The organism is Georgenia sp. EYE_87 (assembly GCF_023148685.1).
In the GTDB taxonomy this organism is placed as follows: Bacteria; Actinomycetota; Actinomycetes; order Actinomycetales; family Actinomycetaceae; genus Georgenia.
In genome coordinates this window covers 176328-190224 of the sequence record NZ_JAHXNL010000008.1, presented here as the reverse complement: position 1 = coordinate 190224, position 13897 = coordinate 176328, and the positions used below count along the sequence as shown (strand labels likewise).

Genomic DNA, 13897 nt, shown 5'->3' with positions numbered 1-13897 from the left:
CGGTCAGTCGTCGAGGACGAAGGTGACCTCCAGCACCACGTGGTAGCTGCTGACCTTGCCGTCGGTCAGCTCGACCTTCTGCTCCTTCACCCAGGCGCCCGACACATGACGCAACGTCTGGGACGCGCGCTCCACGCCAGCCTTCACGGCGTCGTCGAAGCTGGTGTCGGAGCGGACGCTGATCGTGGTGACACGTGCGACCGAAGCGGTCATGGCTACTCCTTCGTAGAACCATCCGGAGAGGCCATCGTCCAGCGCGGCAGGGCGGCGTGCAACGCCGACGGGCCCGCGGCGGCCCACCGGCTGGACCGGGCCGCGCCGTCGCCGGGCCGCGATGGTAGACATCGTCACCATGCCCAGGCACGCCAGCACCCTCCAGGTCCGTGAGGTCGCGTGGGAGGACCCGGCCGCCGCCGGCCTCCGCGCGGCCATGAGCGCCGAGCTCGACCCGCGCTACGCCGACCAGGGGGACCGTCTCGGCCCGCTCCTGTCGCCCCGGCCCGAGCAGATCGCCCTGACGCTCGTCGTCGAGGACGGCGACGAGACCGTCGCCTGCGGGTCGCTGCACACCCTCCCTCGGCCGGTCGACGTCGACGGCGCCCCGGCCCGGCAGGAGGTGAAGAAGCTCTACGTCGCCCCCGGCCACCGCCGGCGCGGCCTGGCCACGCTGCTGCTGGAGGAGCTGCGGGCCGCCGCCGGTCGTTCCGGCGACGACGCGGTAGTGCTCCACACCGGCACGCTGCAGCCCGAGGCGCTCGCTCTCTACGAGGCGCGCGGCTGGCGCCGGATCCCGGCGTTCGAGCCCTACGCCGAGATCGCCGACCTCAGTGTGTGCTTCGGGACGTCCACCTACCGTCCCGCCGCAGCACGAGCGGCCGCGCCCGCGAGCTGAGCGACCCGCCGTAGGGACCGGCGCGCAGACGGAAGGGTTGGTCCACGACACGGAAGACGCCATGATGGGCGCGTCACCCGTCCCGACCCAGCGGAGGCTCTCGGATGTCGCAGACGCACTACTACGCCAACCCGGGCGGGCTGCCCCCGCAGACGGACCTCCTCACGGACCGGGCCATCGTGACGGAGGCCTACACCGTCATCCCGCGCGGCGTGCTGCGCGACATCGTCACCAGCGTCATCCCCGACTGGGCGGACACCCGAGCGTGGATCCTGAACCGCCCGGTCGCCGGCGGCGCCACCACGTTCGCCCAGTACCTCATGGAGGTCGAGCCGGGCGGCGGGTCCGGCCGTCCCGAGCCGCAGACCACGGTGGAGGGGTTCGTCCTCGTCGTCGACGGCGAGCTGACCGTGACGATCGAGGGCGAGACCCACGTCCTCGCGCCAGGCGGCTTCGCCTACGCGCCCGCGGGGGTGAGCTGGCACGTGCGCAACGCCGGCACGGTGCCGGTCCAGTTCCACTGGATCCGCAAGGCCTACGAGCCGCTCGAGGGCTACGTGGCCCGACCGGTCTTCGGCAACGAGCAGGACATCGAGCCCACGCCGATGCCGGACACGGACGGCAAGTGGCGCACCACGCGCATGCTGCCGGTGGACGACCTCGCCTACGACATGCACGTCAACATCGTGACGTTCGAGCCGGGGGCCTCGATCCCGTTCGCGGAGACGCACGTCATGGAGCACGGCCTGTACGTGCTCGAGGGGAAGGCCGTCTACCGCCTCAACGGCGACTGGGTCGAGGTCCAGGAGGGCGACTACATGTCGCTGCGCGCGTTCTGCCCGCAGGCCTGCTACGCCGGGGGGCCGTCGAACTTCCGTTACCTGCTCTACAAGGACGTCAACCGCCAGATCGTCCTCTGAGGGACGTGCAGGCAGCTGCTCGCCCGGGCGACGTCGCCCGGGCGCCCGGCCCTCAGGAGGGCCACCCTGGCCCGAAGGGGATGTGCGGCGCGGCCCTCAGGAGGCGGGCGGCACCGGCGCGGCCGGCAGCAGCGGCCGCGGCTCGGTGCCGTAGCGCCGTACCAGCTCGGCAGGCACGGCGCGGGCGAGCGCGACGAGCGCCGGCTCGACCCGCTGGACCGTCCCCAGCACCTCGGTGAGATCGAACCCCTTCTCCCACCACATCAGCGTGGCCCCGCTCAGCCGGAGGTTGCCGCCACGCAGCTCGGGGACGGACAGGGCGTGCGCGAACGCCCCCTGCACGAGCGCGCGGGCGTACTCCTCGTCGCCCGAGGTGATCCGCCAGGCACCGTCGATCTGCGGGTGCCCGACGGAGATGTCCTGGCCTCCCACGGCCGCCCCGATCCCGGCCCGCGCGCCGCGCTCGAGGGTGATCGCGGGCAGGGACGCCGGCAGGTCGACGCCGATCACCAGGTGCTCCTTCTTCGTGCTGCGCCCGTCGGCCATGATCTGGTCGGTGGTCAGGTAGACGTACTTGAGGAAGAACGTGCGCAGGCCCTCGCGCTCCGTCACGTTGACGTCCGCCGCGTAGCCGTCGCGGCCGGGACGGAACGGCCCGCCCGCCCACTCGTCCGCCAGGATGTCCGCGGGGAACCGGCGCCATCCGCCGCCGCGGGAGAAGGACCGCTTCGACTCCCGGTACGCGGACTCACGGCGGCCCTGCACGACCACCGTCACGGCGATGACGACCGCCACGACCACCACGAGGATCACGACGGTTCCCGTGCTCAGCTCGCCGTCCACGACTTCTCCTTCGTCTCGGCCGTCCCGGCGGGACGTCGCTCATGCCCCTGGTCGGCGTCGTCCACGACCCAGTGGACGTCCTCCAGCAGCGCCTCGACGTCGCCGAGGGTGCCGAGCAGGGCGTCGATGTCCGTGCCGGTGATGGTCGTGGCCACGTCGACGGCGCCCCGCACGCCCGGGGCGGCGGGCAGCCGGACGGCGTGGCGGAGGATCCCGATGAGCGGACCGGTCGGCGGGGGACGGTCGAAGCGCAGCACCCGCAGCAGCGGGTGCCCGTCGGGGAGGGCGACGTCGTGCACCTGCACGGCCCCCACGTCCGGCTCGCGGTCGGCCTCGGTCAGGCCCCGGTGCACGAGGTGCCGGTTGGCCGAGGGGTCGGTCTCGACGGCGGAGACCTCGAGCAGCATGAACCCGGCCCGCACGTCGGGCAGGTGGAGGAACCGGGCCTGCACGTGCTCGGGGTGGGTCGTCGCTGCGACAGCGGTCAGCACGATGCTCAGCCGCTCGCCGAGCTCGGGGTCGTCGATCCCCTGGTCGACGACGAGGGCGGGGCCTGCCTCCCGCGCCCACGCCTCGGCGGAGGGGTGCCGCGCCGTCGGCCAGGTCATCGGGACGGGGACCCAGACCCGCGGGTCGGGGGAGAGGTGGACCCGTGCGCTCATGACCACCGCAGGGTGGAGACGACGGCGTCGAAGAGCTCCGTCAGCGCGTCGCCCAGCTCGGCCTCCGGGTCGTCGGCGGGCTCGAGCACGGCGAGCGTCAGGGCGAGGAACTCCGCCGGACGGCCGGGGATGCCGAGGAGGTAGCGCACGTGTCGGCTCGTCGCGCCCTCGGCGGGCTCGACGTCGTCGAGCGTGCCGGCCAGCGGGCCGGCCGGGGCGCCGGCGGCCTGGAGCGCGCGCTCGGCGGCGGTCACCTCCGCCTCGAGCTGGGCCGTGACGTCGCGCCGCGTGAGCGAGCGGACCGCGACGGCGTCGCCGACGGCCACCGGCTCGCCGGAACCGCGGGCGACCATCGCCACGAGGACGTCCTCGTGGGATGCCGCGCCGGCCTCGGGGACCGTGACCACCGTGGCCATCACCGACGCGGGAAGCGTCAGTCCCGCCACCCGGTCGACGGGCACCAGGAGATCGACGGCGCCACGAGCCCGGGCGTCGGCGACGAGGTCGCGCAGCTGATTCTCGATCGGGCGCCGCAGGGCGGGGGCGCTGTCGCGCGGCACCGACGCGGTCAGGTGGTCGACGAGGGCGCGCACCTGCTTCTCGGCCCTGTCGTCGCCGTCGAGCTCGAGCCGGACCCAGCCGGGCGGGACGGTGACGGAGTACAGCCGGCTCACCTCGCACCGCCGTCGACCAGGGTCTTGTCCATCTGCTGACGGTAGTCGGAGAACGGCTGGGGCTCGCCGAGCGGGTCGTTCCAGTCGAACAGGTACGGGTTGCCGCCGTTCGCGAGGCTGTGCCGGGTCAGCTGGTTGTTCACCCAGTCGTTGCCGGCGTCGACGGCCGGCTTGACGGCATACTCCTTGGTCGCGTGCGCACCGCCCTCGACGAGCGCCGCCCGGGTGGCGAGGCCGGCGAGCTCGCTGTTGCTGTAGGCGCCGCGGAAGGAGTCGTTCAGCATCGCCATCTGCACGTAGTTGCGGTTGCCGGAGGCGAACGTCGCCGGCACGGCGTCGATCTCGGCGGTGACCGGGACGAGGTTGGAGGCGGCGAAGAGCGTGCCCTGGCCCGTGCGGCTGAGCACCCGGCCCAGGACGTTGCCGGCGACCTTCTGGACGCCCTTGCCGGCGAGCTTCGACACCTGGCCCTTGGCGAGGCCGGTGAGGAACTCGATCGCGGACTTCTTGCCGCGCACCACCTGGATGACGTCGACCGTCGTCCGCGCCACCTTGACGACCCGCTGGATCTTGGCGAGCGCGCTCAGGACCCGCAGGGCCATCACGAGGAGCCCGCCGCCGGGGATGAACAGCAGCACGATCGAGGCGACGAGGAGCACGATCTCGAACTTGTCGAGGATGTCGGAGATGACCTTGAGGGCCTTGTCGAGGAAGTCGACGACGTCGCCGAGGAAGTCGCCGGCCTTGTCCCAGAAGCTGTCCTTGAGCGCGTTGGTCTCGGCGAGCTCGCCGATCGCGCCGATGGCCGCCGTGGCGGCCGCGTCGCGGTCCGCCACGGCGTCGCGGATGCGCTGGACGGCGGCGTCGAACTCGCCCTGGAGCCCGTCGACCCGGGCGCGAGCGACCGCCAGGTCCGCCGCCGGGTCCGCGGGGGCGCCGGGCAGGGGGACGGTTCCCGCGAGCTCCCGGTGCGTCTGGGTGAGCGCGGCGTGCGCGGCGTCCGACTCGGCGACGCGCGCGGCCTCGAGCTGCCCGGCGGTCTCCACGACGGCGGAGAGGGCGAGGTCCGCCTTGTCCTGCGCGTCGTCGAGCCCGGTCGCGTACGCGTCCACGGCGTCGGCCGCGCCGGAGTAGAGCGGCTCCGCCCTGGCGATCTCGTCCGCGACCTCCGCCGCCCGCTGACGGAACTTCTCGACCGCCTTGGACCTCAGGTCCAGGTCCCCGAGGTCCCGCAGCCCCTGCGCCGCCGCGGAGATGTGCCCGGCGACGTCGCGGTACCGGCCGGCGACGGCGTGCAGCTCGCCCGGGTCGCCGGGCACGGGGTCGGACCAGAACTCGCGGGTGACCTCCCAGCCGGACGGGCGCGGGGTGCTCACCTGGTCCCCCCGCCCAGGCCGTCGGCCAGCTGGGCGTCGAGCTCGGCGAACGCCTCGGTCACGGTGACCATGGTGCGTCCCAGCACGTCGATGCTCTCGACCATGCGGCCGCGCTGCACGGACCAGCTGGACTGGAAGGAGTCGAGGCGGCCGTAGAGGGCGGCGTGGCCGATCGCCTCGGCCAGCCCCGGGTCGCTCCCCATGGTGCCGGTCGAGAACTCGTCGCGGACCGCGGACAACGAGTCGGCGGTCGTGAGGAGCAGCTCGGTGTCGAGTCTCAGATCGTCCGCCATGTCTCCCCCAGGCTCGTGGCGCCGCCGGGGCGGCACGCTGCTGGGCCAACTCTCGCGCAGTCGTGCACGGGAGGGCCAGCCACCCGCACGGGGACTTCTCCCCATGTCCGTCCGCATGCCGGGGTGCGTCTGCGGAGCTCGGCCGCGGCGACGGCGCCACGTGGCGAAGGCGTCACGTGGCGAAGGCGTCACGTACCGGCGGGGCCGCGCCGAGCCCTCCGGAGGCTAGCTCTGGACGCCCGGCGAGCTCTGGGAGTCCACGAAGTGCCCCAGCACCGTGTCCCAGCCGGTGTCGTAGTCGGCCCGGGCGGCCGCGCCGTCGTCCCTCGCCTCCCATCCGGTGTGCCGCAGGTGGACGCGCGTGCCGTCGGAGGTCTCGGCGAACCGGACCTCGAGCTCCGTGGCGCGGGCCGGGTCGCCACCGGGGTGCCAGGACATGGTCAGCAGCTCGGGCGGCGCCCACCGCGTGAGCGTGCCCCAGATCTCGCGGCGGCCGTCGGGGTGGATCTCCACCACGGGCTCCCCGGCGTCGGAACCGAACGCGACCGTGCCGCGCCGGCCTCCCGCCGTCGAGTGCGTCGCGAAGGGCCACCAGGTGTCCAGGCCCTGGGTGAAGGCCTCAAACGCCGCCGCGGCAGGCACGGGCACGGTCACGACCTTGACGACCGGTGCGTACGGATCGGTGACGACGTCCATGGCTGCCTCCTTGGTCGGTGGCCGAAGGCTACCGCCCGTTCAGCGTTCGCGGACCGAGCCGAGGCCGTCCACGCGGGAGGTGACCTCGGCCCCGCCGCCGTAGGTCACCGATCCGGTGCCGTCCACCGTGGCCGAGAGGGTCCGTGAGGCCTCGACGTCCGCGTTGCCGGTGCCGTCGAGGGTCACCACGGCGTCCTCGGAGCTCAGCTCCGCACCCTCGTAGCTGCCCGTGCCGCCGATGCGCACCTCCTGCGAACGTGCGGTGCCGGTGAGCCCGACCGAGCCGGTGCCGTCGATCTCGACCCGCAGCTCGTCGACGTCGACGTCGGTCGCCCGCACGTCCCCCGTGCCGTCGACCGTGATCTCGAGGGTGTCGACCGGCGTGAGGCTCGCGGCGACGTCACCCGTTCCCCGGACGCCGACGGCGTGGAGCTCGGTCAGCACGAGGTCGTAGGTGATCGGACCGAGGTCGCGCAGGCGCATCCCGGGCCGGACGCCGAGCACGAGCACCCCGTCGCGCACCTCCGCGGTCAGCTCGTCCAGCGTGCTCTCGTGCGCGGTGACGCTGAGCGACGCCGCGGGGCCGCCGGTGCTCACGCGGAGGTCGCCGGTGCCGTCCAGGCGCACGGCGGTGACGGCGGCGTCGACGTCGTGCTCCTCGGTGGTCACCGGGCCCGTCGGGCCAGCGACGCCGCACCCCGCGGTGACCAGGGCGACGGCGGAGAGGAGGCCCAGTGCGGCGGGGAGGGTTCGGGTGGTCATGGTTCGTCGGCTCTCCTGCTCGTTCGGCGCGGCCGGGCGCGTCGGTGTCCCGGCGTTCCCAGTCTCGCGACGGCGAGACTGCGCGGGTATCGGAGACGCACCTGATCCGGACCCTGAGATTCCCCTGAGCAGCCCTCGGGGAGGGGCAGCGGCGTTCCGCGCTCAGCGGGCCAGGTGCGGGGCGTGCGAACGCTCGTAGGTGTGCTTGGCCAGCAGGGCACGGGCGCGGCGCAGCACCCTGACGGCGGGGCTCCCGCCGTCGGCCCAGGTCTGCCGGCGCAGCTCGCGCAGGAGATGCGCCCGCTCGGCCTGGGCGATCAGCTCGTCGTGGTGGATGCGGGCGAGCACCTCGTGAGTCTCGCCGAGGTAGGGGTTCACGGTCAGATCCTTCGACACTCCGGCCGGCCTGGCCTCGCCAGGACGGCTGCCGTCCGGCACCTCGCGGTGCCCTCCTGCGGCGACGTCCGCGTCGCCGGAACCAGGCCGTGACGGCCTGCTCGCTATGAGTAACCACTTGAACGTGTGATGAAGGTTACCTATTCCGTAACCTGCTGTCAATGGTCTGATGGTTACAGCGTGACAGGCTCCGGGTTGGTCGGCCGCGCCTCTCTCGGTGTGCGGGGGCGTTCGTTGTGCGGAGGCGTTCGTGGCGCGGGGGCGCCCGCTCAACCGGCAGCTGCTCAGAGGCGCGGCAGCGGTCGACGCCCGCCCAGGACGCCTGCGCACAGCGCCGTCGCGAGCCCGGCGACGACGACGACGAGCAGCCCCAGCCGGAGGCTGGTCGCGTCGGCGACCAGACCCACGACCGGCGGCGAGAGCAGGAAGCCGACCCGCAGCACCCAGCTCACCACGGTCAGCCCGACGCCGACGGGGAGCCCGGGCAGCTCGTCGGCCGCGTGCATGGCCGCGGGGACCAGCGTGGCGACCCCGAGGCCGGCGGCCGCGAACCCGACGAGGGTGGTCGGGACGCTCGGGAACCCCAGCGCCAGACCCATCCCGGCAGCCGTCAGGATGCCGCCGCCCCGGACGACGGCCCGCTGCCCCAGCCGGTCGACCACGCGGTCGCCGGTCAGGCGGCCCAGGGTCATAGCGAGGGACAGCGACACGAACGCGAGCCCCGCCGTCGCGCCGTCCGTGCCGAGGTAGCCGGACAGCCACAGGGCGCCCCACGAGCTGCCCGCGTCCTCCACCAGCGCGCCGCACACGGCCAGGACGCCGAGCGCGGCCAGGGCGGTGAGGCTCGCGCGCGGCACCCCGCGCAGTCCCGTGCGCACCGGGACGGTGGAGGCGTCGGGGCCGGCCGCCGGCACGCGCTCGGAGTCCTCCGGCCCCGGCAGCATGGAGCGCAGCGCGACGAGCGCGACCGCCGAGAAGATCACGGCCGAGATGCCCAGGTGGATCGGCAGGGGAACCTCCAGCCCGGCCGCCGCGGCGCCCATGAGGCCGCCGGTCACGGCGCCGACGCTCCAGAGGCCGTGGAACGAGTTCACGATGGAGCGCCGGTAGATCCGCTGGACCCGCAGGCCGTGGGCGTTCTGGGCCACGTCGACGAGGGCGTCGACCGCCCCGCCGACGAGGAAGACCGCCGCCAGCACCGCGACGGAGGGGGCGAACGAGACGGACAGCATGACGACGGCGAGCAGGACGATCCCCACCGTGGCCACCCGGGAGGAGCGGAACCGGGCGATCAGCGCCGGTGCGAGCAGGCCGGCGAGCAGGGCACCCAGCGGGAAGGCCGCGATCGCCGAGCCGTAGACGGCGTTGCTGAGCTCGAGCGACTCCTTGATCTCCGGGTACCGCGGCACGAGGTTGGCGAAGAGCGCGCCGTTGGTGAAGAAGACGGCGGCGACGGCGGAGCGGGCCCGCCGGGCCTCGTCGGGAAGGGTCGCGCCGCGGGTGCTCGGCTCGGGGGACGTCATGGCTGCCGAGCCTATGGCTCCGATCCCGTCGTGACCGTCCCGGCCGCGCCGTCGACGCTGATCGTCTGGCCCGTGCGGATCTTCGTGGTGGCGTCGGGCACGCCGACGACGGCCGGCAGGCCGTACTCGCGGGCGACCACCGCACCGTGCGACATGGCACCACCCATCTCCATCACGAGCCCGCCGGCCGTGAGGAAGAGCGGCGTCCACCCCGGGTCGGTGGAGGGGGCGACGAGGATCTCGCCCGGCTCCAGGTAAGCGCTGGAGGGGTCGAGGACCACCCGCGCCCGGGCGGTCACCGAGCCCGCGGAGGCCGGGGCGCCGGCGAGCGTGCCGGGCGGCAGCTGCGCCGCGCCCGGCGAGGCCGCGGCCTCGGCGGCGACGGCGGCCTCGACGTCGGTCCCGTCGGAGAGCAGGAGGCGCGGGACGTGCCGACGGCGCATCTCGTGCTCGTAGGTCCGGCGCCGTCCCGTGACGATCTCGTGCAGGTCGGCGCCGCGCACGCCCACCCGCGCCTCCGTGAGGTCGAGGAAGAACACGTCGTCCGGCTCGTCGATCCGCCCGGCGGCGGCGAGCTCCTCGCCCACCCGGCGCACCTGGGCGCGGAGCCCGGCGAGCACGAGGATGAAGGCGAACTTGGGCTGCTCGCGCATGCCGGCCGCCTCCCGCGCGCGGCGCAGCCCGTACGCCACCGCACGGCCGCGGAGGCGCCGCGGGGCGCCCGCCCGCCTGGCGAGCTCCGCGGCCATCGCCTCGGCCTCGCCGGCGGCGCGGGCGAACTGGCGGTCCGGGGCCAGCTCGGGATCGCCGAGCCGCAGGTAGTTGGCGAGCACGTTGACGATGTGGGTGGGGTCCTCGGACCAGCGCGGGGCACCGAGGTCGATCTCCGCCACGGCCCGGTGGCCGTACGAGTCCAGGAACTTCCGCAGGGCGCGCTGGGCGGTGCCCGGCAGGGAGCCCTCGGCGTAGCGACGGGCGATCTCCTGCGGGGCCGTCCCGCGGAAGAGGGACGCGGACTCCGCGTCGTCACGCAGGATCGTTGCCGTCCGCCACAGCTCCAGGTCCATGTCGGTGGTCACGTTGTTCGGCAGCCCGCGGAGCACGGCGGGCAGCTCCCCGCGCCGGGCGAGCGGCCCCAGCAGGCCTCGGGCGACGCCGAACCAGACGTACCCGGCCACCGCCGGTGGCAGCTGGTCGAGCACGGCGGTCATGAGCTGCCGGTCGAGCACGCGCTCGACCAGGTCCAGCCGCTCCCGGGCGGTGGCCCGCGTCGGCAGCGACTCGACGGTCCGTCGGACGGCGAGCTCGGCGCGCCGGCTGCGCTCCCGCGCGGCGGCCGGCCTGAGGAGGGCGGCGACGATGTGGGGCACCGCCTGCAGCTGCGGGAGGGACCGGTAGATCCCGAGGAGTGACCGGGGGCTCCAGCCCTCGGCCTCGGGGAAGCGCGGGTCGGCCATGAGGCGCTCGAGGAGCACGACCGAGCGGGCGTCCACGACCCGCATGGCGCCCGTGTAGAGGGCACGGCCGCCCTTGCTGGTCAGTGCCCCGGTGAGGTCCAGGTACAGCCGAAGGCCCGGGTGGGTGTAGCGGAACGGTGCGGGGCCGCCGCCCGGCGGCTGGTACCGGGTGAGCACGACGTCGAAGAGGGACAGGCCCATGGGGGTCAGCGGCCGGGTGATGCCCTGCAGGAGGCTGGCGCACAGGTACGCGCGGACGCCGTCGCGGGAGTCCTCGGGGTCCGGGAGCGGGTAGAGCGTGGTGATCGGGCGGGACTGCACCAGCAGGATCCGCCCGTGCTGGTCCATGGACCACTCCACGTCCTGAGGCTGGCCGTCACGGCTCTCCGCCCGTGCACCCAGGGCAGCGACCGCGAGCACCTGGGGGTCGGTGAGGCACGGCCCCGGTCCGGCGCCGGACGGCTCCGTGCCGTCGGCGACCGCCGGGACGGCGGCGGGCGAGCGTCGCAGGATCACGCCCGCGGCGACGTCCACCACCCACTGGTCGGGGTTGACGGTGCCGCCCACCAGCGCCGCGCCGAGGCCCGGGGCCGCGTCGACGACCGCCTCGCCGCGTCGCCCCGTCACCGGGTTGGCCGTGAACACGACCCCCGAGACCGCCGCGTCCACCATCTCCTGGACGACCACGGCCATGCTGACCGTCCGGTGGTCGATCCCGTGCGCCTCGCGGTAGGCCACCGCCCGGTCCGTCCACAAGGAGGCCCAGCAGCGGCGGACCGCGTCCCACAGCGCGTCGGCGCCGACCACGTCGAGGTGGGTGTCCTGCTGCCCGGCGAAGCTGACGTCGGGCAGGTCCTCCGCCGTGGCCGAGGAGCGCACCGCGACCGGCACGTCCTCGCCCATCCGCGCGTACGCGGCGCGGACGGCGTCGCGAAGGCCCGGCGGGACCGGGGCGTCCGTGAGCCGCGTGCGGGCCTCCCGGGCGAGCGCCGCGCCCGACCGCTCCGGCTCCTGTCCCTCCGGCTCCTGTCCTCCCGGCTCCGGTCCGGCGGGATCTCGTCCCGCCGACTCCCGCTCCGGGCCCGGACCGGGGCGGGCCCGGGCCGCCATCGCCTCCAGCACCGGCCCGAGGTCCGCGGCCTCGGCGGCCCGGTCGTAGCAGGCGGTCGTGAGGCAGAAGCCCGGCGGCACCGGCAGGCCGGCCGCGAGAAGCGCCCCCAGGTTGGCCGCCTTGCCGCCGACCGCGGCGCCCATGGCTGGCCCGACGTCGGCGAGGTCCAGGACAGGCGGGGTCTGGGAGACCGTGAAACCCGGTGCACCGTCCATAGCTGCCACCACATCGTCGGCACGCTGACGGGATCGACGATAGACCGCCGCGCGGTGGAATCAACCCCGCGGAAGTCTGGCGGGCCGAGACGGTGGTGGCCGCGCCGCGCCAGGTAACCCCATGAAGTTAGGTACGGGGTTACCATTTGGGGATGGTCGCAGTACCTCGGCTCGACATCGCCGACGTGGTGGATCTCGTGAACCACTACGCGGTGCGTGCGCGAGCCGCCGCGGGTGACGAGGCCGAGGGCTATCGCCCGCTCCGCGAGGTGCTCGCGCCCCTCGCCGAGCAGGTGGGGGACGGCGCGACGGAGGAGCTGCAGGTGCTGGCGGACGCGGCTTACGAGGTCTTCGTCGCGGCCGGCGACGGGCGCGACGTCGCGCCCGTGGTCAACGCGCTGCTGGCGCCGGCGGGCCCGACGCCGGTGCTCGCCCCGGGCGGCGACGTCGTCTGGGAGGTCCCGGAGGGGCGTAGCCCCCTGCGCGGTGCGCTGGGGGTGACGCTGCTGGACTGGGTGCACACGCGCGGTGCGGAGCGGCTCGGGGTGTGCGGCGGACGCCGGTGCGCGGACGCCTTCGCGGACTCCTCGCCGGCCGGACGGAGGAAGTTCTGCTCCGCCACGTGCCTCAACCGGCACAAGGTGGCCGAGCACCGGCGTCGTGCCGCGGCGCTCGAGGCGCCCTGACGGCCTCGCCGGGCGGCCGTGGACCCGGCATGCTTGGGCGGACGGCCCGACGAGGAGGTTCACCATGCGCGTGATCGACCTGAGCAGGGACGGTCCAGGCGGCGGGCGCCTCCAGCAGCTCGAGGGGCGCGGCTGCGAGGCGGGCGTCTCGCTCATCTTCACCAGCACCGCGGAACCCGGTGCCGGGCCGTACCTGCACAAGCACCCTTATGCGGAGACGTTCGTCATCCACTCCGGCCGCGCGCTGTTCACCGTGGGGGAGGAGGAGCTGGTCGGCTCGGCCGGCCAGGTGCTCGTGGTGCCCGGCTTCACCCCCCACAAGTTCGCGGTCATCGGCCCGGAGACCTTCTGGTCCACGAACGTCCACGCCAACGACACGTTCGTGACCGAGTGGCTGGAGGGACCCGAGGCGATGCTGCTGTAGCGGCAGGGTGCTGCGACGGCGCAGGGCCCGCCCCGTTCGGGGCGGGCCCTGGATCACCCGGGTGGGCGGAGGGGCGGCGCGGGCACGACGCCCGGCCGGCCTCGCGCCGGGCACTCAGTGCTGGTGGCTGGCCTCGTGCTCGGCCACCTGGCGGCGGACGTCGTCCATGTCAAGGCCCTTGACGCCGTCGACGAGCTGCTCGAGGCTCTTCGCCGGCAGCGCGCCCGCCTGGGAGAAGACCAGGATGCCGTCGCGGAAGGCCATGAGAGTCGGGATCGCCGTGATCTGGAGCTCGGCCGCGAGCTGCTGCTCGGCCTCGGTGTCCACCTTGGCGAAGGTGATGTCCGGGTTCGCCTCGGAGACCCGCTCGTAGATCGGCGCGAACTGCTTGCACGGGCCGCACCAGTCGGCCCAGAAGTCGACGAGCGTGATGCCCTCGCCGCTGATCGTCTGCTCGAACTCTGCGGTGGTGATGTTCTTGGTCGCCATGTGTCGTCTCTCCTGTCTGGTGGCTGCTCTGGTGATACAACGCCCGGCGTACCGATTCATTCCCCGACGGCGACGCGCCCCGGCCGCCCGGGGCGCCGGCCTCGTCCGGCTTCGTCCGGCTCGACGGGGTGCGTCGCGCCGGTCAGGTGACCCGGAGGCCGCACGATGGCCGGGTCAGCGGGCGCCCTTGGTGCGCAGCCTCTGGACGAAGGCCCTCGCCTTGCGCTGGTTCTCCGGCTTGGCGGCCTCCCGGCGCACGACCTGGATCGCCTTGGCCGCGAGCGCGCCCTTGAGGGCTCCACGGATCAGTCGCATCGGTTGCTCCTTCTTCTGAGGTGCGCGGACCCACCGCGCGAAAACTGGGGACCTTCGACGCTACGGCCGCCCGGGCCGCGCCGCCACCGCACGCCCCGCCCCGTAGGGCCGGCGCGAGCGGCGGGTCGCTGAAGGGGCTCCCGGGCGCGCGGTCGCGGAAGGG

Annotated in this window: 17 protein-coding genes; 4 read left to right on the top strand and 13 right to left on the bottom strand. The window is 74.3% G+C overall.

Annotated features, from left to right (window positions below; genetic code table 11):
- Window positions 1–3: 3 nt before the first annotated feature.
- Window positions 4–213, bottom strand: coding sequence for a dodecin family protein (locus KZX45_RS13355; protein ID WP_248258233.1), 210 nt, complete (start codon window positions 211–213; stop codon window positions 4–6).
- A 139-nt stretch (window positions 214–352) separates the two neighbouring features.
- Here KZX45_RS13355 and KZX45_RS13350 point away from each other — a divergent pair, with 139 nt between their 5' ends.
- Window positions 353–892, top strand: a complete 540-nt coding sequence (locus KZX45_RS13350; protein WP_248258232.1) for a GNAT family N-acetyltransferase — start codon at window positions 353–355, stop codon at window positions 890–892.
- Window positions 893–996: 104 nt separating this feature from the next.
- Window positions 997–1812, top strand: coding sequence for a bifunctional allantoicase/(S)-ureidoglycine aminohydrolase (locus tag KZX45_RS13345; protein WP_248258231.1), 816 nt, complete (start codon window positions 997–999; stop codon window positions 1810–1812).
- Window positions 1813–1908: 96 nt separating this feature from the next.
- Here the strand turns inward: KZX45_RS13345 and KZX45_RS13340 are convergent, their stop codons facing one another.
- The 10 genes from KZX45_RS13340 to KZX45_RS13295 all read right to left on the bottom strand — a co-directional run bounded on the left by KZX45_RS13340 (window position 1909) and on the right by KZX45_RS13295 (window position 11820).
- On the bottom strand, window positions 1909–2655 hold the full coding sequence (locus KZX45_RS13340) for a hypothetical protein (RefSeq protein ID WP_248258230.1): 747 nt from the start codon (window positions 2653–2655) through the stop codon (window positions 1909–1911).
- Window positions 2640–3317 (bottom strand): hypothetical protein, encoded by a 678-nt coding sequence (locus KZX45_RS13335; protein ID WP_248258229.1) that lies wholly within the window; start codon window positions 3315–3317, stop codon window positions 2640–2642. The genes KZX45_RS13340 and KZX45_RS13335 overlap by 16 nt, the downstream gene beginning before the upstream one ends.
- Complete coding sequence (locus tag KZX45_RS13330) at window positions 3314–3991, bottom strand: hypothetical protein (protein ID WP_248258228.1); 678 nt, start codon at window positions 3989–3991, stop codon at window positions 3314–3316. The genes KZX45_RS13335 and KZX45_RS13330 overlap by 4 nt, the downstream gene beginning before the upstream one ends.
- Window positions 3988–5367: a putative T7SS-secreted protein gene (locus tag KZX45_RS13325; RefSeq protein ID WP_248258227.1), complete on the bottom strand. Its 1380-nt coding sequence runs from the start codon at window positions 5365–5367 to the stop codon at window positions 3988–3990. Before KZX45_RS13325 ends, KZX45_RS13330 begins: the two co-directional genes overlap by 4 nt.
- Complete coding sequence (locus KZX45_RS13320) at window positions 5364–5660, bottom strand: hypothetical protein (RefSeq protein WP_248258226.1); 297 nt, start codon at window positions 5658–5660, stop codon at window positions 5364–5366. The genes KZX45_RS13325 and KZX45_RS13320 overlap by 4 nt, the downstream gene beginning before the upstream one ends.
- A 225-nt stretch (window positions 5661–5885) precedes the next feature.
- Window positions 5886–6356: an SRPBCC domain-containing protein gene (locus tag KZX45_RS13315; RefSeq protein WP_248258225.1), complete on the bottom strand. Its 471-nt coding sequence runs from the start codon at window positions 6354–6356 to the stop codon at window positions 5886–5888.
- A 39-nt stretch (window positions 6357–6395) separates the two neighbouring features.
- A complete protein-coding gene (locus tag KZX45_RS13310; protein WP_248258224.1) occupies window positions 6396–7118 on the bottom strand; it encodes a GIN domain-containing protein in 723 nt (240 codons plus the stop codon).
- A 162-nt stretch (window positions 7119–7280) separates the two neighbouring features.
- The gene (locus tag KZX45_RS13305; RefSeq protein ID WP_248258223.1) at window positions 7281–7496 is read right to left on the bottom strand and encodes a hypothetical protein; all 216 of its coding nucleotides are present in this window, start codon (window positions 7494–7496) and stop codon (window positions 7281–7283) included.
- A gap of 302 nt (window positions 7497–7798) precedes the next feature.
- On the bottom strand, window positions 7799–9037 hold the full coding sequence (locus KZX45_RS13300; protein WP_248258222.1) for an MFS transporter: 1239 nt from the start codon (window positions 9035–9037) through the stop codon (window positions 7799–7801).
- 11 nt (window positions 9038–9048) lie between these two features.
- A complete protein-coding gene (locus tag KZX45_RS13295; RefSeq protein WP_248258221.1) occupies window positions 9049–11820 on the bottom strand; it encodes a PEP/pyruvate-binding domain-containing protein in 2772 nt (923 codons plus the stop codon).
- Between the two features lie 152 nt (window positions 11821–11972).
- On the opposite strand from KZX45_RS13295, the gene KZX45_RS13290 reads away from it, so the two are divergent.
- Both KZX45_RS13290 and KZX45_RS13285 read left to right on the top strand, forming a co-directional pair.
- Entirely contained in the window at window positions 11973–12506 is a 534-nt protein-coding gene (locus KZX45_RS13290) for a CGNR zinc finger domain-containing protein (RefSeq protein ID WP_248258220.1), read from the top strand.
- A gap of 64 nt (window positions 12507–12570) precedes the next feature.
- Window positions 12571–12930, top strand: coding sequence for a cupin domain-containing protein (locus KZX45_RS13285; RefSeq protein ID WP_248258219.1), 360 nt, complete (start codon window positions 12571–12573; stop codon window positions 12928–12930).
- A gap of 114 nt (window positions 12931–13044) precedes the next feature.
- Here the strand turns inward: KZX45_RS13285 and trxA are convergent, their stop codons facing one another.
- Both trxA and KZX45_RS13275 read right to left on the bottom strand, forming a co-directional pair.
- Window positions 13045–13419: a thioredoxin gene (gene trxA, locus KZX45_RS13280; protein WP_248258218.1), complete on the bottom strand. Its 375-nt coding sequence runs from the start codon at window positions 13417–13419 to the stop codon at window positions 13045–13047.
- A gap of 174 nt (window positions 13420–13593) precedes the next feature.
- The gene (locus KZX45_RS13275) at window positions 13594–13734 is read right to left on the bottom strand and encodes a hypothetical protein (protein WP_248258217.1); all 141 of its coding nucleotides are present in this window, start codon (window positions 13732–13734) and stop codon (window positions 13594–13596) included.
- Window positions 13735–13897 lie beyond the last annotated feature (163 nt).

Bases quoted from the DNA above. Each gene is read 5' to 3' on its own strand.
- KZX45_RS13310 (WP_248258224.1), bottom strand. From the start codon at position 7,118: ATGACCACCCGAACCCTCCCCGCCGCACTGGGCCTCCTCTCCGCCGTC.
- KZX45_RS13335 (WP_248258229.1), bottom strand. From the start codon at position 3,317: ATGAGCGCACGGGTCCACCTCTCCCCCGACCCGCGGGTCTGGGTCCCC.
- KZX45_RS13290 (WP_248258220.1), top strand. From the start codon at position 11,973: ATGGTCGCAGTACCTCGGCTCGACATCGCCGACGTGGTGGATCTCGTG.
- KZX45_RS13295 (WP_248258221.1), bottom strand. From the start codon at position 11,820: ATGGACGGTGCACCGGGTTTCACGGTCTCCCAGACCCCGCCTGTCCTG.
- KZX45_RS13345 (WP_248258231.1), top strand. From the start codon at position 997: ATGTCGCAGACGCACTACTACGCCAACCCGGGCGGGCTGCCCCCGCAG.
- KZX45_RS13300 (WP_248258222.1), bottom strand. From the start codon at position 9,037: ATGACGTCCCCCGAGCCGAGCACCCGCGGCGCGACCCTTCCCGACGAG.
- KZX45_RS13285 (WP_248258219.1), top strand. From the start codon at position 12,571: ATGCGCGTGATCGACCTGAGCAGGGACGGTCCAGGCGGCGGGCGCCTC.
- KZX45_RS13355 (WP_248258233.1), bottom strand. From the start codon at position 213: ATGACCGCTTCGGTCGCACGTGTCACCACGATCAGCGTCCGCTCCGAC.
- KZX45_RS13315 (WP_248258225.1), bottom strand. From the start codon at position 6,356: ATGGACGTCGTCACCGATCCGTACGCACCGGTCGTCAAGGTCGTGACC.
- trxA (WP_248258218.1), bottom strand. From the start codon at position 13,419: ATGGCGACCAAGAACATCACCACCGCAGAGTTCGAGCAGACGATCAGC.
- KZX45_RS13350 (WP_248258232.1), top strand. From the start codon at position 353: ATGCCCAGGCACGCCAGCACCCTCCAGGTCCGTGAGGTCGCGTGGGAG.
- KZX45_RS13275 (WP_248258217.1), bottom strand. From the start codon at position 13,734: ATGCGACTGATCCGTGGAGCCCTCAAGGGCGCGCTCGCGGCCAAGGCG.
- KZX45_RS13320 (WP_248258226.1), bottom strand. From the start codon at position 5,660: ATGGCGGACGATCTGAGACTCGACACCGAGCTGCTCCTCACGACCGCC.